The sequence below is a fragment of the Methanomethylovorans sp. genome (assembly GCF_041447285.1).
In the GTDB taxonomy this organism is placed as follows: Archaea; Halobacteriota; Methanosarcinia; order Methanosarcinales; family Methanosarcinaceae; genus Methanomethylovorans.
Genome location: NZ_JBGMEB010000003.1, coordinates 13,847 through 35,451, shown reverse-complemented (window position 1 = coordinate 35,451; position 21,605 = coordinate 13,847). Strand labels below are relative to the sequence as shown.

The window sequence follows — 21,605 nt, the reverse complement described above, 5'->3', positions numbered from 1 at the left end:
TAGCGGCAGGGCAACTCCTGTACCCATCCCGAACACAGAAGATAAGCCTGTCCACGTTCCGTACTGTACTTAAGTGCGCGAGCCTTTGGGAACTTCGGATCGCTGCTATGCTCACTCTATGAATTTTGACTCTAATTCTAACGACTACAACTCTTTGACTAGTTTGTACTCATATTCTATTCTAACAGCATCTCTTAATAATGCTCAGTTGGTTTGTATTTTTCACTAATTCTCAAGACTATTATATGTTCCTTAGACTATGACCAATACTATAAAGACAGATACGATTCAATCAGTTGTTATACATGCTTTCATGGAGAGGATGGCAAAGTGAAAGAATACGATTTGATAGTTGTTGGTACTGGCTCTGGAATGAACTATATTGGGCCCATGATGGATGCCAATCCGGAAATGAAAGTTGCTGTTATCGATAAGGATGAGCCCGGAGGTATATGCCTTACAAGAGGCTGCATTCCCTCTAAGATTCTGTTATATCCTGCTGAGCTTGTAACTGTTATCCAGAAAGCTCGACATTTTGGGATTGATGCCCAGATCAAAAATATCGATTTCAGCAAGATAATGGACCGCATGCGTAGCAAGATATCTTCTGATATGCGATCCATAGAAGAGAACCTCATAGCTAACCCTCGCATTGATTATTACAAAACTACTGCAGAGTTTGTTGAGCCATACTCTCTGAAAGCAGGAGAAGAAATTCTAAAAGCAAAGATGATCTTCTTATGCACGGGCTCAAGACCATCTGTCCCATTCTTAAAGGGACTTAAAGATGCAGGATATCTCACAAGCGATACTGTACTCCAGATGTCTGTACTGCCAAAAAGCCTGGCTATCATAGGCGGCGGTTATATTGCAGCAGAGTATGGTCACTTTTTCTCAGCAATGGGTTCAAAAGTTACAATCATCGGTCGTAATCCCTATTTCCTCCCCCAGGCAGAACCTGAGATCTCAGTGCTTGCAAAGCGCATGATGTCAGAACGAATGGAAATACTCACAAATCATGAAGTCTTGGAAGTAAGACAGATTGCGGAAGGAAAGCAGCTACTTCTGAAGCATAGAGAAACAGGTGAAGAGAAATCTATAGTGACATCGGATATTCTTGTTGCCACAGGCAGAGAATCTAATTCAGATCTTCTAAAACCTGAAAACGGGGGCATCGATGTAGATAAAATGGGTTGGATCAAAGTTGATGAGCACCTTGAAAGTTCCCAGAAGAACGTCTGGGTAATAGGCGATGCTACAGGTAAACATCTCTTTAAGCATGTAGCAAATCACGAATCCACCATCGTCTACTATAATGCTGTTCTCGGTCGTAAGGCAACTGTGGATTTCCATGCAGTTCCCAGTGCCGTGTTCTCAGAACCCGAGATCTCCAGTGTGGGTATGTCAGAAAAAGAAGCTGCAGCCCAATATGGAGAAGATAACATCTCCATTGGTTTTTATAGATTCCAGGATACTGGCAAAGGCATTGCCATGGATTTAGAAGATGAGTTTGTAAAAGTGATTTTGGAAAAAGAAACGGGTAAGATACTGGGAGCTCATATAATAGGTCCACATGCTTCGATACTTATCCATGAGATCATTCCTATTATGTATACCCCGGATCAGAGCTCTGCTCCTATAATGTATTCCATGGATATCCATCCTTCTCTTAGCGAAGTAATAAAAAGAGCTTTGTACTCCCGGATGCCGATCAATGAATATCACATGATACTCAAAGCTTTGAATCTGGAATGAAAGAAAATATCATTTTCCATTTTTTTGTTTTATTCCACTCATAAAAGTCTGGCAAATTAAACTTGTTATATTTTGATTACTATTTTGATTACTATCTTTATTATTACTCTTAATGATACTGTTTTTGTTGTTTCTCAAATTTAATATATAGCAAACTTGCTTTACTTCTATTTTCTGAGCTGTTTAATCGCTTTATTTTGGAAAAAAAGTCCTATCGTCACCTTTTTATCAAATCCTCTCCTTTTAAATATAGAAATAGGATTCTCTTTTCATAGTCCTGTTTATCAAAAGGAGGTAAACTTTATGCAATCTTTCATAGTAGAACATTACCTGCAAAAAGATGTAGATGTGTATTGTGGTGGACCAGACACTTTCCAGGGAACAGTTGAAGCCTGTGCCGATGGTGTCCTTACCCTCAAGAAAGAAACCAGATTTACTCATATATCCATCGACAAGATTATTGCTATCTGGGCTAAGTAAGGATATTTTCTGATCCCTTACATTATTTATTCTTATATTTTTTGATCTGTTTTCTATATTGGTATCCAGAAACTAAAAGTGCTGCCTTTCCCCACTTCACTCTTTACGTTTACTTTGCCCCCATGCAACTCCACGAAATTCTTCACTAATGAAAGTCCAAGCCCTGTTCCTTCATATGTTCTCGAATCAGTAGAATCAAGCTGGTTGAAGGGAATGAACAGGTTTTTCAGTTCTTCTTCATGGATACCTATTCCTGAATCTGTCACAGCCACCTCTACAGCATTATCTGTTTTCCGGACTTCTATTTTCACCAATCCCTTTTCAGGGGTAAATTTCACAGCATTGCTGGCCAGATTGTAAAGTATTTGCTTGAATCTGGATTTATCCGCATGTAAAGTTGAGGCATCAGGATCAATTGTAAATTCAAGTTGGATGTTTTTCTTTCTTGCAATTGGTAAAATTATGGATTCCACATTCTTAAGAGCTTCATGTACAAAGAAGTCATCGTAATGTAGTTCCATTTTTCCGGATTCTATCTTTGAAAGGTCAAGTATATCATTTATAAGATCCAGAAGATGCTTTCCACCATTGGAAATATGCCCGATTGATTTTATTTGTTTGGGATTTAGCTCTCCAAACGCTTCATCAAGTAATAGGTCGGCATAGCCAATGACAGCATTCAAAGGTGTTCTCAATTCATGGCTCATGGTAGCAAGGAATTCACTTTTGATTCTGTTAGCTCTTTCAGCCATCATTTTTGCTTCAAGAATCTCTTGTTCTACATTTTTTTGCTCAGTGATGTCATCAACACTTAGCATTACCTTAGCATCGCCCTGAATATCAAGATAAGCAGTAGATAATAGGAGATGGCGGGTGAAAATTGTTCCATTTTGCAGAACATCCAGACTGCCCTCTACCTTATGAAAGTTCTCCCCAGTTTTAAAAGTTTCAGAAAATGTGCTACGTACGGGGCAGCTGTGGCATTCAGTATTCTTCCCACACCCATGTCCTTTAGAGGAATTTACACAGGAAAATAATTGCCCTCCTAATAATCCTAGCACTTCTTCTTTTTTTCTGCCGGTTGCTTCGACTCCTGAATAATTAATGTTCTCGACCCTTCCCTCCCTATTTATAAGCATCATAGTAATAGGTGCGTTATGGAAAATAGTATCCATCACATTTTTTTGTTTTCTTAGTTTATCTTCAGCTTTTTTGCGTTCGCTTATGTTGCGCGTGACACCTACGAATAATTTGAAATTTCCCACGTCATCATAAATAGGATTTACAACTACATCAGTCCATACCGTAGAACCATTTTTACAGAACTGTTCTACTTCAAACACATAGGATGTTTCATTTGATATTCCTTCTTGGAGGTTTTTAAAAAAAGCTTCCATCTGCGCAGAAACAGTTTTCAACGATTCGGGAGTCAAAGTTTCCCACAAACACCTCTTCATTGCTTCTTCAGGAGAGAACCCAGTCAATTTTTTGACAGATGGACTTACATAAAGGAATTTTCCTTCAGAATCCATTGTCCATATTGCATCATTTGCACTTTCAGCGAGCAATCGGAATTTCTGTTCACTTTCTTCAAGCGATTTTTGTGCAGCTTTATATTCTTTTATGTCCTCGGTGACTTTAATTTTCATTTCATAATTGTTGATCACATTTTTCGCTACATAGTACAATTCATTCTCATCTAATGGTTCTTTAATGTACCATGCAGATTGTGCATTATTCAGTTTGTTAAAAAAGTTCTCATCAGGATTTGAGACAATGAATATCGAAGGTATTTCAATATTATTTGATGTTTCCAGTATTTTATCAAAGAGGTTGCAATTCTCGGCAGAATGGAAGTATATTATAATGTCAGGTTTTTTTACAGACAGTGATAGTATAGTTTCCTCATCATATTGATATATTATGGATAGGGATATTCCCAAGCTTTCCAGCTTTTTTTTAAGGTTTTGATCGATTATGCCTTTACTATCAAATACTATAGCTTGAAGCATTTGTATTTCCTCTTAAAAAATCAAAAACTCAAACATCAAAGTTAAACCTTAGTTTTTAGTTTCCACAACATATCTCAAATATAATCGTTTGTATCTATATTATTCCTTCTATATAACTCTTTGATGAAACTCCTTTCTATATCTAAAAAGTTAGCTCAGAACTTTCAATAAAATCCATATACTTTCTTAATCCATTCTATTTATGGACTTGATCACTTTCTTCATCTACTCTTTTGTATCAATCTTCGTAATAGTGAGTCCCTTGGATGGAGTTGTGACTTTTGTATCTATGACAAGCGGGATGGGCAATAAACAAAGACAGATACTTGGAAGAAAGGCTGTTTTTCTTGCATGCGCTATTTCTCTTTTCTTTGCGCTGACAGGTGACACGATGCTCAGGTTGTTCAGCATCAATGTTGACTCTTTGAGGGTTGCAGGAGGGATACTGCTGTTCAAAGTGGCCTTTGATATGATGATGGCACATATATCAAGGGAAAGTATTACTCCAGATGAGATTCACGAATCTTTAGGAAGAGACGATGTTTGGGTGTTCCCCATAGCTCTGCCCATATTGGCAGGACCTGGATTAATAACCACTGTTATAGTTTTGATGGACAGCACAGATCTTGTTCTCAACAAGATGATAGTGTTAGCTGCCATTGTATTGACCTTTTTTGTTTGTCTGGTATTGTTCCATTTCGCTCATAAGGTCTACGAATGGCTTGGTTATACAGGCATGTTGGTATTTACTCGTCTTATGGGGCTTTTTCTGGCCGCTTTGGCGGTGGATTTTGTAACAAAAGGATTATTTAATATCTTTCAGGCATTATAAGGGACTAAACTTCAAACTAAATAAAAATATGTTGAAAAGGCATATCTCCTTTTCATCATTTTAGTTGTCCTTTTAAGACATGATCATATCTACAGCCTGTTGTGGGATGTAGACTTTTCCCTTTCCATCATTGGCTTTCGGAGCATAGATTACTATTCCATCGAGTTTGTGTTCAATTCCTTTGGAATCTATAAGAACATCCTTATTTACCGGCAGTTTATAGTCCCCGATCTTAAGAACCAAGTTATTTGAGTCTGTGCTGTCCAGTTCATACTTGCCTGGAAATGCCTCATCTACATCCACGAACAGCTTATCGCTTGTGCTGTCCAGGCTAAAACTAAACTCTTCAGCAATATAAGTGGCAATTTCAGTGTTATCCATACGACCCGAAAGACTTCCTGATCCGTATGCCCACAGAGGTATATCCTCTCCGCAGTGGCTACCAGTTGTCCATCCGATTATGGTATGATTACTATTAATTATATTTTTCAGGGCCGCGAAATTATTGCTTGTGACTATTTCGTTGATCTCTGTCTCTGTAAGGTTAATACCCGTCCAATTAAGCACTTCTTCATGTACTTCAGAAGCATTTGTTATGTCCTGTATCTGACTTTCAAGGTAAGAGTAAGTGCATTTCATTCCCTTAAGAGGATCTACAAGGTCTTCCACTGTGGTCTTTGTATATGATTCATCATAACTGCTTCCAAGCGTCATACCGCCAGTGTTGTGATCAGGGAAGACGATTACAAGTGTATTGCCGTCCTTTTTTGCAAAGTCAACAGCAACTTCCACTGCTTGATCAAAAGCAAGGAACTCCGTTGCCATATAAATCGGATCGTTAGCATGTCCTGCCCAGTCCACCTGACTGCCTTCTATCATCAGGAAAAATCCATCTTTATCCTCAGAAAGCAGTTCAATAGCTTTCTTAGTCATGTTAGCGATGTGTGGCTCATCAGATGCCGTATACTGGCGGTCTATTTCAGGAGACATGGCTACTCCTGCAAACATTCCCCATACTTTGCCGGATTTCAGAGACATCATTTCATCTTCGGTTTCAACGAACTGGTATCCTCTGTTCATCAGTACTTTAGTGAGGTTTTCCCCATCCTTTCGGCTGTCATTGAGGAAATCCTTACCTCCGGCAAAGACCACATCAATATCTTGGTAAACCATTTGTTCTGTTATGTTGTCGTACTGTTTTCTGGAATCTACGTGGGAAGCAAATGCAGCAGGTGTTGCATGTGGTATCTCACAGGTTGCTACAAGTCCAGTGGCTTTGCCCTTGAGTTTTGCCCCTTCAAGGACAGTCGCAAGAGGAACATATGGTTCAGCCACAGTTGTTGGATCTATGATGCTTAAAAGAGTTGCCGGGTTTGGACCTACGCTTAAGGCTCCGTCCGATGTCTTATATCCTGTTGAAAAGGCTGTTGCAGCAGAAGCAGAGTCGGTTATCAGTGAATCGCTCATGTAAGTTGAGATCATCGCAGCGTTCATGCTGTCAAGCTGGAGTTCATCTCCGCTGTACCAGCGTGTTATAGTCTGGACGCTTTGCGAGCATCCATCTGGAACCATTACTATGATATTCTTTATTTTATTGTTAGTAGAATTTGTATCCTGTAGAACTGTTGTATCTTCTTTGGCAGTAACACAGTTCTGTATTACCTTAGCTGATCCTATCGATACTGCACTTCCAATCAGTAACAATCCTACGATAGTAAGTACTGTTAAAAAATTGATTCTTTTCATAGCCATCTTTTTTCCCCTGTGAATTAGTTTCACAGACGATGTTAAATGGCCCCATGCATTTGAATTTTGTACAAATATAATATATGGGATAAGGTATTCTATGTACTGGTAATACGTCTATATATCTATATTTCCAAGAATGTGCTATCCAAGCCTGTAGTTAATGATTTACAGCATTAAAGTTACTGTATTGCGCTGATCATTTTCTATCTTTGTTTATGTTGCTGTAATACATGCATTCTTCCCTTGAGAACAGCGGCATCTCTACAGATCCTTCTACCATCTTCACAGATGCTCCCCTTATAACTACAGCAGGAATACCTTCTCCTGCTTCTCCCATAACAAGTTGTGCAGCAGACACCATGTTATCAGCAACTGCTTTTCTGGTTATTTTCAGCTCCTTGCCAAAAAGGTCAAGTTCTCCCCTTGCATCTTCCACAGGTTCTATACCAGAAGTCCCAAGGGCTATACCTACACATCCCAGTCTTAAGGGCTGGGTACGGCTATCCCCAACAATAACACCTATGTGGCATGAAAAGGCTTTTTCAATCCCTTTTCTGATATTAGCTGCACTTTTTTGTGGATTTTTTGGTAAGAGTACTACACAGCCTTCGGGTGCATTTGAGCTATCTATCCCAGCATTCGGTGAAAGTGCTCCTCTGGTAATGGTTAGTGCTGCTCCAGGTACTCCCCCGAATATCTCATCGCATTCCTCGATTATTAACTGCATTTCTCTAGAGTCAATTTGATATTTCTGTGCAAGCTCAAGAGCTTCAGTAGTTGGGTTAATGTCATTTAAACACACTACACGTCCTTCAGAGGTAGCTACAGCAGATTCCGCCAGCACGATCACATCGCTGCTCTGCAGGGAAATTCCCTGCTTTTTCATGGAATCGACAAGTATCTTTACTATGTCTTCTCCTGTTCTTATGATCGGTGTTCTTATGCCTATCAACTGCATTGGTGCTTTGTTACTTGAAGGCTCATGCTTCTCATTATTCATTATGTGTTCTTCCTTCTGTCAATCCTGACATCTTTAGTATTTCTCTAGTATGTGTATGCTGTCCAACAGGCATCAAATGTATGCCTCTGCACATATTTTTCAATTCTCTGATGATTTGTGAGGTAATTTCCATTCCTTCACTTGCAGGCTCTTCTGCATTCTCCATTCTTGTGATAAGTTCCTCAGGTACTCTTATTCCCGGAATATTGCTATTCATGTACCTGGCCATCTTTACAGATTTGAGCGGTATGATGCCTGCTATTAAAGGTACATCAATGTCACTAACTTTTTCCAGAAAAGATGCAAACTCTTCGGTGTCATACACTGCCTGGGTCTGAATGAAATCTATTCCAATACTTGCTTTTTTCCGAAGTTTGATATGCTGCATAGGCTGTGAGGGGTCTGTATTAGAAACTGCGCCCACTAGAAAGTCGGGGGACTGTTCCAGTCTATTGCCTGATAGGTCATATCCTTCTTTCAGTTTCTTAACAGTATCCAGGAGTTGTACTGAATCAAGGTCGTATACAGGTTTTGTGCCAGGATGGTCCCCTTTGGTAGTATGATCGCCGGTCATTACACATATATTACGTATTCCAAGAGCCCAAGCTCCTAAAAGGTCAGATTGAAGAGCCAATCTATTGCGGTCTCTGCAAGTAAGCTGTACGATGGTTTCGTGTCCTGCATCTTTTAATAATTTTCCCACAGCTACAGGATTCATGCGCATGACAGCCCGTTGATTATCTGTCACGTTGAAAGCATCCACGTACTGCTTTAATTGTTCTGCATCTGTTAAGAAAGACGAAGTTTCAACACCCTTCGGAGGTGTGATCTCCGTAGTGATAATGAATCTGTCCGATTGAAGTTTATCTCTGAAGGCTGCAGGCATCGGGGATGTATTAAGTATCTCTCATTTTTAAACTCATCGAAAAAGGGCTCTGTAGAAAACATGCACATCAAGTTTGAACCACTGAGTTCACAGAGGACACAGAGAATGAGAATCGTTATCTATCTCCGTGAACTCTGTGTACTCTGTGGTTGCATCTGCCTACAGTTGAGATTGTAGCATGAGGATTTCTACAGAGCCCGAAAAAGGATATCTTTTGTTCGGATATGTTGCAAAGGGATTTGAACAAAATAAAGTCTTGGATCCGGGAAAAGAAATCTCTGAGGGCTCGATCTTCGGAAGCCCTCACTTAGGCGTTTATAAATTTATTCAGAGCCCTGCTCTGCCAACTATCACGTCTGCTACCTGTTTGGCACTGGTGAAGGGGAAGTCACTTGGCTTGAGCAATTTACCCGCCTCACCTGCTGTGACCTTTACATTGCCAGACTGGCAGGTGGTGTCAGCACCGGCAGGAAAGGCTGCAAGTAGTTCCTGAGGTGTCTTCAAAGGGAATTCTGCGTTCTTAAGCGCTCCTGTGATCTGTGCGTGTATTTCTTCTTTCACTGACATGTTCTGTCACCACTACATAATATGCTGGTTATAATTATATACTTAATGGGCATTATTATGTACAAAATACGATTACTACAGAATAATGACCTTGGATCAGCACAAGTGTATGAATGACAAGGAAATTCAGGGAAGATCACTATGGAGAAGGTACACAACTCACTGCGACAATGTAAGGAACTGGAAGAGCTGAAAAATGAGATAGTTTTAATGCGTAGTGAGTTCAACAGATTTCTGGAAGGTTCTGGCAGGTATATCGTGGAGCAAAACACTTCACAGTTGAGGGGCAGCTTCTCTAAGGCTCTCATTGATTATATCAGGAAGGATACCAGTGACAGCCTGGAAAAGCATATGGTGCACGACTGCAGGATGTATGAAGGCTGCAGGCAGAAATTCGAGGAGCTTCTAAGTGAAACATCTTATCTGTTGAGTCAGGAAAGCGTGAGCAAGGATATAGTGGACCAGTACTGGCAGAAAATAGATCATTTACGCAAAATCACCGGGCAGCCCATGTGCGGTCAGTGCTTCACAGAAGTTTCAAGGCTCTACGACAGCCAGATAGAGGCTATGCGCTCATTGCAGATATATGAACGACAGAAAGGTGATCATAAATTAGAAGAAATCCCAATTGAAGTGGTGGATTCCATCTGCGAACCAGTTGCCAACAGGCAGCGTCTTCTCATCCTTAAAGCCCTGGCAGGCAGTCCGCGGGGTTTTTCGGAACTCTCACAGATAACCACTCTGAGAGGGGGTAATCTGCTCTTCCATCTGCAGAAATTACTGGACTCAAAGATGATCCTTCAGCACAGTGAAAGGGGCGATTACCAGATCACACACAAAGGTTACATTACCCTGGAAGGTCTTTTGAGTATTTATTCTAATATGAAAGATGTCTGAAAAAAGAAAAGATGCAAATTCTTTACAACGGCTTGACTGTGACCAGCTCTCCTTCTTCTACAGCGGAAAGGATGCCATCTGCTACGGCTGAATCCATCCTTACTTTTATGTCACCGTGACGCCCGACGGTGGCACTGAACATGAACTCATCTCCTGCGTAGACCTCAACGTCATGGGCTGCAAGTTCAGGGATATTCAATATTACATGTTTTTTCGTTTTTTCGATAATGGGCCGGAACTCTTTCTGCGGAGGCTTTTCTTTCTCTTTCGCCTCTCCGGATTCGAACTTGCGCACATCTATGTGGATGCCAAGTATCTTCTCGATGTTATCTATCACACTTCCACCTTTTCCTATTACTTTAGGCAGATCGTGTTCAAGGACCCGAACGAAAGCTTTGTTATCCGAGATCATTTCTACCTGTACGGGTCCGGTAGCATAACGCTCTACGACTTCCTTCACTTCTCCTTCTGCAAGCTTCCAGGACGGTTTCTTCACCTCAATGCCCACTGGCATCACTACCACCTGGTCTCCATAAGTATAGATCTCATACTCCGTTCTGCCGCTTTCCAGATCTGTTACTATGATCACCGGCCTGGCCAAATCGGCTTCTGTCATCCCGGAAGGCACCTTCACAGTGAATTCCAGCACTTGGACTTTTGATATTTCTCCTTTGTTAACGAAGATCACGGTGTCCACTACTTGGGGTATAACTCCCAGTTCTACCCTGCCAATGAGCCTTTGTATAGCATCCACAGCCCTGTTGGCATGCACAACACCTATCATGCCTACGCCTGCCAGTCTCATGTCTGCAAATACATGGAAGTCACTGGTCTTCCTCACCTCATCATATATTGTATAGTCAGGCCTGACCAGCAGTAGAATATCTGCGGTTTTTTCCATACTGCCGTCAAGTGGTGCATATTGTGTGATTTCTTTTGGTACCTGCAAATCTCGGGGAGCTTCCATGGTTTTTACCACGTATCCCATATCATGCAGGTATATGGCAATACCAGCTGCAAATGTTGATTTTCCAGCTCCAGGCGGTCCTGCAATAAGAATTCCGCGCTGTTCTCTTATACGCTCTTTAAGAACTGCGCTAAGACGGTATTGTTCAATAGACACTTTTGCCACTGGCCGAACAGCAGTTATTTCTATTTCGTCTGAAAACGGTGGGTTAGTAATAGCTATTCTCATATTGCCGATTTGCAATACGGATGCCCCATTGAAATCTAGTTCCATAAAGGAGGTAGGGTCACTACGTGCTCTCTCTATAAGTTCCCTTGAAATAAATTTGAGTTCTCCATAAGTACAGGGCTCTTCTCTTATTTTTAAAAATTGCACAGAAGCCACACTTCCCTTTTTAGCCATGGGTGATATCCCATTTTTGAGGTGTACAGACATAGTGTCTTCTGTGAAGAACTGCTCTATCTTAAGCGGTCCATATTCTATAAAGCGGGGAGATATAAAGTCAACATCTAAGCCTTTTGCTATGGCAACCTGTGACTGAACTCTGTCAGCAGTAACGAATATTGCATCATTTTCCTGAGCTGTTTCTCTTATGAGCGCATCGATTTCTCCGCCACCAGCAAGCTTTACTTCATCAAGGTTTGGCCTTCTTCCTGCAAAAATAAGTTCTATTGTTCCCTGAGTTGCAAGTTTGCGCAACTCCTGCAACTCTTCAAGTCCTTTAAACCCTATCTCCAATCCCCGGTTTGCCTGGGCTTCAAGCTCTGCAACTACTGCCTCTGGGATGATTATCTGAAAACCGGAGTAATCTCCGCTCTTTACCCGCGTTGATATAGCACCATCAATTATAGCGCTTGTATCACTGGCAATGCGGGTTGTACTTTGGCCCTCTCTCTTCATACTGATATATTAGTATCATTCTCTATATAATTCAATTGCAGGCCAGCTAGTACACTTCATCGGGCTCGAATACTTTGTCACCTACGATCTTGCCTTCTATGGTACGGTAGAAGCATGATCTGTATCCTGTATGGCATGCCCCTCCTTCCTGCTCGATAAGCATTAGGATGGCATCCATATCGCAGTCGATACGTATTTCTATTATCTTTTGCAGATGATTTGAACTTTCTCCTTTCTTCCAGAGTTTCTTCCGACTACGGCTCCAGTAGTGTGCATATCCTGTTTCTATCGTCTTCTGTAAGGCTTCTTTGTTCATATAGGCACACATTAGAACTTCTTTTGTTTCGGCATCCTGTGCTATGGCTTGGACAAGTCCATTCTCATATTTCAGTTTATCAAGGTCTATCATTTTTCCACCACATTTTTATATTAATATCTATATATTGTTAGTCTGCTCAAGTAGTATCTCAGTTTACACTAACATATTTGCATTTATCGCTCATGGGTGAAATTTATGGATTACAGTTTTGATGGCTCCGGAGGTTATCGGGTTCCCACTGGTGTGGCGGGTCTTGATGTACAGTTAGGTGGCGGCGTACCGCCTGGAACAACTATTCTGCTTCTTGCAGAACCAGGGGCTGGTATGGAAGTATTTGCACATCAGTTTGCTTACGGCGGGCTTGTGAATCATGAAGATGTCTTCTATTTTTCATCCGAGCATCCGCTCTCAGAAGTAATATCTGGCATGGATTACTTCAACTGGAATGTCAGAAAACATTTGGAAGAAGGTAAATTTGATTTTACAGATGCTTATTCCCCGCGCTTTTATAATGTTCTCCCAAAGCATTTGGTATCTGATGTGTCCGCAAAGGATTTTCTCAAAAGAGGAACTGATTCTCTTAATTTGCTTAAGGGTACAGTGACTCAGGCGCGTACCAGAAAGTATAGGGGAGTTGTAGACTCCATTTCGTATTTCTTACGCTCCTATGAACTCAATAATGTATTGAATGTAATAGAGATCATATCCTCTATGGGTAAGGCAACTGGTGCTGTCCATCTTCTTATGATGACCAGTGGTATGCATGAGCCGATCATTGAAAACAATATGAAGCACATATGTGATGGTGTGATCGAGTTCAGGATGAAAGAGCGTGGTAGCGAAGTAGAACGCTCTATACTCCTTAGAAAAATGAGGGGTATGATCGTTCCTAACAGGACTATTTCTTACGTGATCACCACTAAAGGTGTAGAGCTTGAAACGACCACAAGGGTACTGTAATGTACAGTGCCCATAGAAACATATTTCAGTTCGTCTGTCCTTATTTCACTGATTAATTATGAAGCAAGAGCTTTTGCATATCTTGAGGGATGTTTTCAAATCAGCAGGTTACAGTGTTAACGAGTCTTCTCGGTGTGATTTAATTGCCGAAAAAGACGGTTATAACACTATTATTAAATTCGGCTCAGATCCTGATATGTCTGATCTTAGATTATTTGCTGATCAGGTGCTAGAAGGTATTGGCCTTTATGTTTCTACTACAGATGTAAATGCAGATGTAAAATTCTATGGTGAAAATCTTGGACTTATAATATGGGATAGGGATGAAGTAGCTTTGCATATTGGCAGAGCTGTGATTGCTGATATTGAGGGAACTGCAGGCAAACTTGAGCTTGTAAGGGCGCCATCTTCGTATTCTAATGAATATTCTTGTGAACCATCTGAGTCACGTTCCTTTTCTGATGTTTTCAGGGGAACAACCGTCTCAACAAGAGACAGTGCTATTTCTTCGTATCGTTCTGTAGCATCTGCATCTCCTTTTGCTCAAGTTGTAGTTCCTGCACATGCTGTTAACTCTGTGCGGCTGGAACTTCAGGCTGCTCCTCTTAAGCTCACAAAGGATCGTGCTGCTGTGATGGGCAAACCTCATGTGCAAACGGTACAGGCTGTTGTCCTTAAACTTGTTCCCTTCTGGAGATATTCTTATTCTCTAAAGGTGGAAAAGAAGTATAAATCTAAGATCATCGATATTTCTGGTGAAGGTGTAGGATATCTTAATGCATTGAACGGCAACATCAGTAATATCGCCATTAATGAAATAAGCGATGTACTTGATCTCCCGGATAATGACTATGAGCTCAAAACTCAAATAATAACTCATGCACAAGCTAAGGATTCAATTATTAACATGCTGATAGATGAGCACACAAAAGACCTTCGCTTTGATGATACAAAAGGCGAAGCTATAATCTCAGAACATAAGAGGTTCAAACCGGCCGTTGAAGATATTAATCTGCAGATAGATCTTATCTATGTGCCTATATGGGAGGTAAAAGGACCTCGCAATTCAGTAGAGCTGAATGCTCATACTTCTGAGGTGCTTACCCATCCTGTAGACGATGATGTTGAGTTTATATGAGAAGGTTTGTTCGCAATCATACGAATATCTTTTTATACCAAAACTACATATAAAGGTATTACTGTTTAGTCCATAGGTACTGATAGTAATTAGAATAAATAAAGAGTGAAAGACACATGGTAGAGATAACAGTAAAGGCAGCATCAGAAATCAAGTCACTACTTGAGTCAGAGAACAAGACGGACCATGCACTAAGGGTGTTCGTTGCAGGTATGAGCTGCTGTGGTGTGCAGTACGGCATGTCTCTTGATAATGAGTTAGGGGAAGATGACATTACAGTAGACAGTCAAGGCATTAAGATAGTCTTGAACAAGAACGATGCAGATGGCTTGTCCGGTGCAACTATTGATTTTGTCGATGGTCCAAACGGTAGCGGTTTTATTATTGACAATCCAAAGGCATCTGGCGGATGCGGTCCATGTAGTGGCGGTTGCCACTAATTTATTTCATTTTGATAACTATTGAGGTGGTTACATGTTTCCGGGCGTAGGCGGTAGAGGTATGAACCCTGCCAAAATGAAACAAATGATGAAGCAGATGGGAATAAGCATCGATGAGATACCTAATGTGGAGCAGGTAATTATTCGTACACCGGATGTAGATATTGTTTTTAATGATGCTAACGTCACAGTAATGAATGCGCAGGGAGCTGATACATATCAGGTTGTCGGCACACCGGAAAAGGTTCCACGAAAATTGGAAATCCCTGATGATGATGTGAGGCTGGTGGCTGAGCAGACTGGGGTTTCTGAAGAAAAGGCAAGGAAGGCTCTTGAGGATGCTAAGGGTGACCTTGCAGAGGCAATTTTAGCCCTCTCTGCATAATTTTCATATCTCTCTCATTTCTTTTTTCCGTTTTTTGATCTGTCTGAAAATTTATTGTTGTCTTCGTGTGGCCACAACAGATTTATACCATTTTTTCCATTACACATGATTAATTATGTAGGATATGCGTGTATAACCTTTCTGCCTGTTTGCCTCAAAAGCTGCGATTGCTTTCCAATAATGCGGATTTTGGACATAAGGTAGACTGACATCTTGTGACTCGCTATTGCATGAATAAATGAGGTATTTTTAACCAGGTGAAAACTCATGTCTGAAGATTTCGGTGTAAAAATGGAAAATAAGGTGTATTATCCTGACCCATCTCTCAAGGAAACTTTGAGGATGGGAGATTATGAGGCAATCTACAACGAATTCATTCAAGATCCTCAAGCTTACTGGGAAAAAGTAGCAAACGAATTAGAATGGATACAAAAGTGGGATAAGGTGATGGAATGGAACCATCCTTATGCCCGCTGGTTCGTAAACTCAAAGCTCAACATTACTCAGAATTGTTTAGACCGTCATGTGCACAACGGTAAGAAAAATAAAGTAGCTATCATCTGGGTAGGCGATGGGGGAGAGGAGCAAGTTTTCACTTACAGGCAATTGTACCGTGAGGTCATGAAATGTGCAAATGGTCTCAAATCACTGGGAGTTAAAAAGGGAGATGCTGTATGTATTTATATGCCTCTTGTGCCTGAACAGATAATTGTAACTCTCGCATGTGCTCGCATAGGCGCTGTCCATTCAATTGTGTTCGCAGGTTTCGGTACACAGGCCCTAAATTCCCGTATCAAGGATGCTAATGCGAAGATCGTTGTAACGGCTGATGCGACAATCAGGCGTGGAAAGCGCGTGGAGTTAAAAGCCATAGTTGATGAGGCTGTTGTGAATGCTCCAAGCGTGGAAAAGATAGTAGTGCTGCGCAGAATGACTCCTCCGATGGAACTGTATTCTGAAATGGAAATCGACTATCATGAGATGCTTAGCAATGTATCTGAGTGTGAAGCTGAAGTGATGGACGCAGAAGATCCTCTTTTCATTCTTTATACCAGCGGTACTACAGGTCCTGCAAAAGGTATAGTGCACACATGTGGCGGTTACATGGTAGGTGCATACTATTCCACCAGAAATGTCTTCGATCTGCGTGATAACGATGTGTTTTGGTGTACAGCGGATCCAGGCTGGATCACAGGACACAGTTATATCATATATGGGCCGCTGCTGAACGGTGGTACTATCCTTATCACAGAGTCCACACCAGATTATCCGGATGCTGGAGTATGGTGGAGCATCATCGACGAGTTTGATGTCACCATATTCTACACTGCACCTACCGCTATCAGGATGTTTATGCGTATGGGTGCGGAGTGGCCGAATAAATATGATCTGGGCTCCCTAAGGCTGTTGGGCTCTGTCGGAGAGCCTCTGAACCCTGAAGCATTTGAATGGTATTATCACGTTATCGGAAAGGAGCGCTGTCCAATTGTAGATACCTGGTGGCAGACAGAAACAGGTATGCACATGATCACAACAATGGCAGGACAGCCAATGAAGCCTGGTTTTATAGGTAAGCCTCTCCCCGGAGTAGTGGCTGATGTGGTGGATAAGAATGGAGATCCAGTTCCAGCCGGTACAGGTGGTTTCCTTGTTATCAAAGAGCCGTGGCCTTCAATGATGAGGACTGTCCGTAACAACGATGAGCGTTACCGCCAGTATTGGACAACAATCGGGAAATATTATACTGCAGGCGACTTGGCAGTAAAAGATGATGATGGTTATATCATGATCCTTGGTCGCTCTGACGATATAATCATAGTTTCTGGTCACAATATCGGAAGTGCTGAAGTTGAGAGTGCCCTTGTATCCAATGCTGCAGTAGCAGAAGCTGCTGTGATCGGTCTGCCAAATGCACTCAAGGGCCAGATCCTTAAGGCTTTTGTTATTCTGAGGACAGGTTCCTCTCCCAGTGACAAATTGAAGTCAGAACTTATATATCATGTAAGAATGAGCCTTGGTCCCATTGCCATGCCATCCGAGATCGAGTTCGTGGATTCACTTCCCAAGACCCGTAGTGGTAAGATCATGAGGCGTGTCCTTCGCGCCAAAGAACTTGGAATGGACCCAGGAGACGTTTCCACACTTGAGGATTAAATATCCTCTGTTTTTTTTTATTTATTGCTGGGAATAATTAATAGGGTGTGTATTGTTTATTATGTGTTTGTTTTTGTACTTATTTGTAGGTATGTTCTAATTAGACTGTTTTTGTATGAATTAACTATATATCTTATCTTCTTCTATGTTTAAGTCTTTTTCATTATATTATCAAGTACAACAAACACTTAATTAGCACTTCATATTGCAAATATATCTTTCTCTTGTTAAAAAGGTACATATGACTATAGATTTCTACCAGAATCTCATCAACTTTGTTTTTATTCTATCTATAAAATTCTGGACATTCTATATGAGACACCAGTGTAAAAATTTATATACTATGTTATTTCATATACTATTTGGGTAAGTGGGTAATTAGGATTAGCTTTAGGTATTGTGGGAAGTACATAAATTCGTGATAGGAATGATACTAAAGAAGCACTATTGGGTTGTGCTAAGGTCAGATGTCTATCATTTTTTAGATATTTCTATGTCTTCTTGATTGTAGTTATCCACCTACGTAAAAATGTATTAATTCCTCGCAACACGTTTGCAAGGGGGTAGTGTGGTGGTTTCGTCATGAGAGCTTCTGAAAAGCACTTGCAATGACAGTAAGCAGCCGCAGGCTCGCTTTGCAGGAAGATATAGCTATTAGAATGGGATGACACTATGAACAAAATAAGTAGCATAACAATCGTGTTGGTGTTTTTATTGATAAGTGCGCTGATTCCTCAAGCAGGTGCTTCGATTTCACCAACATCACTGGTAGCGACATTGAACCCAGGAGAATCTATCATAGACAACAAAACTGTGGAGATTACCGCAGTTCCTCCAAAAGCTGACGTGCTATTTTCTTTTGACCTCACGGGAAGTATGTCGGGAATAATATCTACTGCTAAATCGCAGTCAGGGAATATTATGACCTCTTTAGATGCAACTGGTGTAGATATAAACTATGGTGTAGCTAGCTATATGGATTACCCATATGCCTATAATAGCTTTGGTTATTCGAATATATATGGTGCTTCATCGTCTGGAGACTATGCTTACAGGCTTGATTCTCCAATAACTAATGATAGAACTGACGTGTCAAATGCCATAAATTCCTTAGTCCTTGGTAGTGGTTCTGATAGTCCTCAAGACTATGGAAGGATAATGTACGAATCATACGCTGATCCAGCGGTTTCATGGAGAACCGGTGCAAAGAAAATATTGTTGAATTTTGGTGACGATGTACCACACGATAACAACCTGTATGAAGGGGTACCCGGTTACTCCGGAACATATAGCACTGGCGGTGATCCTGGTAGAAATGAAGTTATGGATGAGACTAGTGATCCAACAAAAATTGGTGTGGGCAATGATGACCTGGATTTGCAAACAGTACTTGCTGGAATGGCATCAAACAATGTCATTTTACTTGAATCTCATACAGGAGCTTCAGGATTTATGTTTGATGGGTGGACATATTGGACAGGTATAACAGGTGGAAAACTATTTACTACAAGTTCGTCAACAATGCCTGCTGATGTTGTTGCAGAAATTACGAAAGCTCTTACAACACCGACAGTAGATAATGTGCATCTTGTAGCAAGTTCTGGATATGAATCGTGGATCTCTTCACCTGATTCATATACTGGACCGACTGGTGTTACTGAAAAATTGGGATTAACAATAACAGTACCTTCCGGCACACCTGCAGGTGAATACAAGTTCACGGTAAGTGCAGTAGATAGTTCAGGTGTAAGCTATGGTGACCAGGATGTTACTATCACTGTAAATGGTGCTGTAGAGGAGGGATCCATCGATATCGAGAAGTATGTATGGAATGGCACAGCATGGGTTGATGCTGATTGTGCGACTGGTCCTTCTATATCCTGTGAACATGCCAAGTTCAGGATAGTGGTTACTAACACTGGAGATGTCCCATTGACAGGTGTCACTGTGACTGATGATAAGTATAGTAAAGTTAGCCTAAAGACTACTACGCTAGCTGCTGGCGCTTCAACCGAGGCAACATATAACATGAAGAAGGTTTGTGGTCAGCAGGTAAACACTGCTACTGCTTCTGGCTACTACGATCGTACGATATGCACTGACACAGACAAAGCATACTACATGGGCACAACTACTACTAAAGCTTCCATAGATATTGAGAAGTATGTGTGGGATGGCAGTAAGTGGGTTGATGCTGACACTGCTACCGGTCCAACTTTGTCTTGTTCTACTGTGAAGTTCAAGATAGTAGTGAAGAACACTGGTACTGTTCCATTGACCGGAGTCGCTGTTACTGACAGCAAGAAAGGTAAGGTAACTCTAAAGTCTACTACTCTGGCTGCTGGTGCTTCCACTGAAGCTACGTATACCATGACCAAGATTTGCGGTCAACAGGTAAACACTGCTACTGCCAGCGGTACTTACAGTGGCACCAAGTACACTGATACTGACAAAGCATACTATCTTGGCAAGACGGCTACCAAAGCATCCATAGATATCCAGAAGTATGTATGGGATGGCAAGAAGTGGGTTGATGCTGACAGTGCTAAGGGTCCGACCTTGTCCTGTGCTACTGTGAAGTTCAAGATCGTAGTTAAGAACACCGGTAATGTCAAACTGACAGGAATCACTGTTACTGACAGTAAGAAAGGTAAGATAACTCTGAAGACAACTAGTCTGTCTCCAGGTGCTTCAACTGAAGTGACTTACACCATGAAGAAAGTTTGTGGTCAGCAGGTGAATACTGCTACAGCATCCGGTACCTACAGTAGCAAGAAGTACACAGATACTGACAAAGCCTACTACTATGGTAAAAAGTAGTCATCAACATGAACTACTGAAAGACAATTGTAGTATGTAAAGGCTTTAGCCTCTAAGGCTAACTAAAAATATCGGCTCAAGTGTGCTGTCTATAACAGCGTGATTATGGTTTCACTTGAGCCTTTTTCTATTTTATTGTGAATTTATGTTATCAGATGCCTTGCTGTTATGGATGAGTTTTTGGCAAATTGCTATTCATAGGGAATAGATTTAGTTGATTCACTTATCAAACAGCAAAAAAGGATAATCTCATCCCGTGTATCCCAATTCTTTAGCCTTATCATAGTACATCTTAGCGTCATCAGTCCTGCCAAGCTCTTCAAAGAGGTAACCTTTGATATACCAAGCACGGGGGTCCTGAGGATCAAGTCTGATAGCAGTTTCTAATGCCTGCATAGCTTCGTTGAATCTGCCCAATATAATGAGCGAGGCAGCTTTTCCATCCCATGCATCCAGATATTCGGGGTCAAGTTCTATGGCTTTATCATAAGCTAGTATCGCTTCGTCGTCCCTCTCCATGTCACCAAGTGCCTGACCTTTGCCGTACCATGCAAATGATCTCTGTGGGATAAGTTCAGCGGATTTCTGGGGGTCAAGTTCAACAGCAATGTCCAATGCTTGTATGGCCTCGTCATATTCTCCCAGATAATCAAGTGCAAGACCTTTATTAGCCCAAGTACTTGCATTGCGGGGATCAAGTTCAATGGCTTTATCTAAAGCCTGCATTGCTTCTTCATATCTGCCTGCTCCGCAAAGTGCAACGCCTTTGTCATTCCAAGGCGCAGAATTCTGCGGATCAAGTTTAATAGCTTTCTCAAAGACTTTTACTGCTTCTTCAAATCTTCCCTTATCGAGAAGCTCAAGACCATTTGTATACAATTTCTGAGCATCTTCGCCGCTATTGCCATCTTTTTTCTTTAAACTATCAAACAATCCCACACTAACAACCTCCTATATTCAAAATAGGCTTTCACCGAAAATAAACATGCTCTTTACATCGGCACTTTGAGAATCTGTATGTAATGTTGTAACAGATGAGTATAGGGTACCGATAGTAGCAGTTCTGGTTGAAGCTCTTTCAAACGGATTTTTACAAAAACAGTGGGAGTGTATTTTCATTGTTTTAATTTCTTAGCAATCTTCTTCAAATACTTTAATTTGTTCAGTATGACTTTCATGTTCATAAAGAGCAGGATAGTTTTCCTCACGAACTTTAGCTTCCAGAATATTGCTATAACCACTATCTTTCGGATTATGTCCTTTTTAGTCCACACTATTTTCTCCCCTATGTTCAAATCAGCTTCTGAGAATAAACTACTTATGATGTTAACAGTATCCACTTTC

Annotated in this window: 19 protein-coding genes and 1 rRNA gene; 11 read left to right on the top strand and 9 right to left on the bottom strand. The window is 41.1% G+C overall.

The window, feature by feature from the left end; translation table 11 throughout:
• The 3 genes from rrf to ACC612_RS01655 form a co-directional block, all read left to right on the top strand.
• Positions 1-111, top strand: a 5S ribosomal RNA gene (gene rrf / locus ACC612_RS01665); the annotation flags it as partial.
• Between the two features lie 219 nt (positions 112-330).
• Complete coding sequence (locus ACC612_RS01660) at positions 331-1,755, top strand: dihydrolipoyl dehydrogenase (RefSeq protein WP_371852731.1); 1,425 nt, start codon at positions 331-333, stop codon at positions 1,753-1,755.
• Between the two features lie 303 nt (positions 1,756-2,058).
• Positions 2,059-2,235 carry an MM0924 family protein gene (locus ACC612_RS01655; protein WP_371852730.1) on the top strand — a complete coding sequence of 59 codons (177 nt, stop codon included), beginning with the start codon at positions 2,059-2,061 and terminating at the stop codon, positions 2,233-2,235.
• 53 nt (positions 2,236-2,288) lie between these two features.
• On the opposite strand, the gene ACC612_RS01650 is transcribed toward ACC612_RS01655, so the two are convergent.
• Positions 2,289-4,247, bottom strand: a complete 1,959-nt coding sequence (locus ACC612_RS01650) for a PAS domain S-box protein (RefSeq protein ID WP_371852729.1) — start codon at positions 4,245-4,247, stop codon at positions 2,289-2,291.
• Positions 4,248-4,449: 202 nt separating this feature from the next.
• Here ACC612_RS01650 and ACC612_RS01645 point away from each other — a divergent pair, with 202 nt between their 5' ends.
• Positions 4,450-5,079 (top strand): MarC family protein, encoded by a 630-nt coding sequence (locus tag ACC612_RS01645; RefSeq protein ID WP_371852728.1) that lies wholly within the window; start codon positions 4,450-4,452, stop codon positions 5,077-5,079.
• Between the two features lie 72 nt (positions 5,080-5,151).
• On the opposite strand, the gene ACC612_RS01640 is transcribed toward ACC612_RS01645, so the two are convergent.
• The 4 genes from ACC612_RS01640 to ACC612_RS01625 all read right to left on the bottom strand — a co-directional run bounded on the left by ACC612_RS01640 (position 5,152) and on the right by ACC612_RS01625 (position 9,281).
• The gene (locus ACC612_RS01640; protein ID WP_371852727.1) at positions 5,152-6,831 is read right to left on the bottom strand and encodes an alkaline phosphatase; all 1,680 of its coding nucleotides are present in this window, start codon (positions 6,829-6,831) and stop codon (positions 5,152-5,154) included.
• 193 nt (positions 6,832-7,024) lie between these two features.
• The gene (gene cofE / locus ACC612_RS01635) at positions 7,025-7,828 is read right to left on the bottom strand and encodes a coenzyme F420-0:L-glutamate ligase (RefSeq protein WP_371852726.1); all 804 of its coding nucleotides are present in this window, start codon (positions 7,826-7,828) and stop codon (positions 7,025-7,027) included.
• On the bottom strand, positions 7,821-8,714 hold the full coding sequence (locus tag ACC612_RS01630) for a methylenetetrahydrofolate reductase (RefSeq protein WP_371852725.1): 894 nt from the start codon (positions 8,712-8,714) through the stop codon (positions 7,821-7,823). The genes cofE and ACC612_RS01630 overlap by 8 nt, the downstream gene beginning before the upstream one ends.
• Before the next feature lie 327 nt (positions 8,715-9,041).
• Positions 9,042-9,281, bottom strand: a complete 240-nt coding sequence (locus ACC612_RS01625) for an MTH865 family protein (RefSeq protein ID WP_371852724.1) — start codon at positions 9,279-9,281, stop codon at positions 9,042-9,044.
• Between the two features lie 141 nt (positions 9,282-9,422).
• Here ACC612_RS01625 and ACC612_RS01620 point away from each other — a divergent pair, with 141 nt between their 5' ends.
• Positions 9,423-10,178 carry a winged helix-turn-helix domain-containing protein gene (locus ACC612_RS01620; protein WP_371852723.1) on the top strand — a complete coding sequence of 252 codons (756 nt, stop codon included), beginning with the start codon at positions 9,423-9,425 and terminating at the stop codon, positions 10,176-10,178.
• Positions 10,179-10,200: 22 nt separating this feature from the next.
• Here ACC612_RS01620 and ACC612_RS01615 read toward each other — a convergent pair whose 3' ends face one another.
• On the bottom strand, positions 10,201-12,045 hold the full coding sequence (locus tag ACC612_RS01615; protein WP_371852722.1) for a PINc/VapC family ATPase: 1,845 nt from the start codon (positions 12,043-12,045) through the stop codon (positions 10,201-10,203).
• 46 nt (positions 12,046-12,091) lie between these two features.
• Complete coding sequence (gene hisI / locus ACC612_RS01610) at positions 12,092-12,454, bottom strand: phosphoribosyl-AMP cyclohydrolase (protein ID WP_371852721.1); 363 nt, start codon at positions 12,452-12,454, stop codon at positions 12,092-12,094.
• A 105-nt stretch (positions 12,455-12,559) separates the two neighbouring features.
• On the opposite strand from hisI, the gene ACC612_RS01605 reads away from it, so the two are divergent.
• The 6 genes from ACC612_RS01605 to ACC612_RS01580 all read left to right on the top strand — a co-directional run bounded on the left by ACC612_RS01605 (position 12,560) and on the right by ACC612_RS01580 (position 20,261).
• A complete protein-coding gene (locus tag ACC612_RS01605; protein WP_371852720.1) occupies positions 12,560-13,324 on the top strand; it encodes an RAD55 family ATPase in 765 nt (254 codons plus the stop codon).
• 58 nt (positions 13,325-13,382) lie between these two features.
• On the top strand, positions 13,383-14,462 hold the full coding sequence (locus ACC612_RS01600) for a hypothetical protein (protein ID WP_371852719.1): 1,080 nt from the start codon (positions 13,383-13,385) through the stop codon (positions 14,460-14,462).
• A 116-nt stretch (positions 14,463-14,578) separates the two neighbouring features.
• Positions 14,579-14,902, top strand: a complete 324-nt coding sequence (locus ACC612_RS01595; RefSeq protein WP_371852718.1) for a HesB/IscA family protein — start codon at positions 14,579-14,581, stop codon at positions 14,900-14,902.
• Positions 14,903-14,936: 34 nt separating this feature from the next.
• A complete protein-coding gene (locus tag ACC612_RS01590; RefSeq protein WP_371852717.1) occupies positions 14,937-15,287 on the top strand; it encodes a nascent polypeptide-associated complex protein in 351 nt (116 codons plus the stop codon).
• Between the two features lie 267 nt (positions 15,288-15,554).
• Entirely contained in the window at positions 15,555-17,441 is a 1,887-nt protein-coding gene (gene acs, locus ACC612_RS01585) for an acetate--CoA ligase (protein WP_371852716.1), read from the top strand.
• A gap of 672 nt (positions 17,442-18,113) precedes the next feature.
• Positions 18,114-20,261 carry a hypothetical protein gene (locus ACC612_RS01580; RefSeq protein WP_371852715.1) on the top strand — a complete coding sequence of 716 codons (2,148 nt, stop codon included), beginning with the start codon at positions 18,114-18,116 and terminating at the stop codon, positions 20,259-20,261.
• A gap of 249 nt (positions 20,262-20,510) precedes the next feature.
• Here the strand turns inward: ACC612_RS01580 and ACC612_RS01575 are convergent, their stop codons facing one another.
• Both ACC612_RS01575 and ACC612_RS01570 read right to left on the bottom strand, forming a co-directional pair.
• Complete coding sequence (locus ACC612_RS01575) at positions 20,511-21,200, bottom strand: tetratricopeptide repeat protein (protein WP_371852714.1); 690 nt, start codon at positions 21,198-21,200, stop codon at positions 20,511-20,513.
• A 176-nt stretch (positions 21,201-21,376) separates the two neighbouring features.
• On the bottom strand, positions 21,377-21,601 hold the full coding sequence (locus ACC612_RS01570) for a hypothetical protein (RefSeq protein ID WP_371852713.1): 225 nt from the start codon (positions 21,599-21,601) through the stop codon (positions 21,377-21,379).
• Positions 21,602-21,605 lie beyond the last annotated feature (4 nt).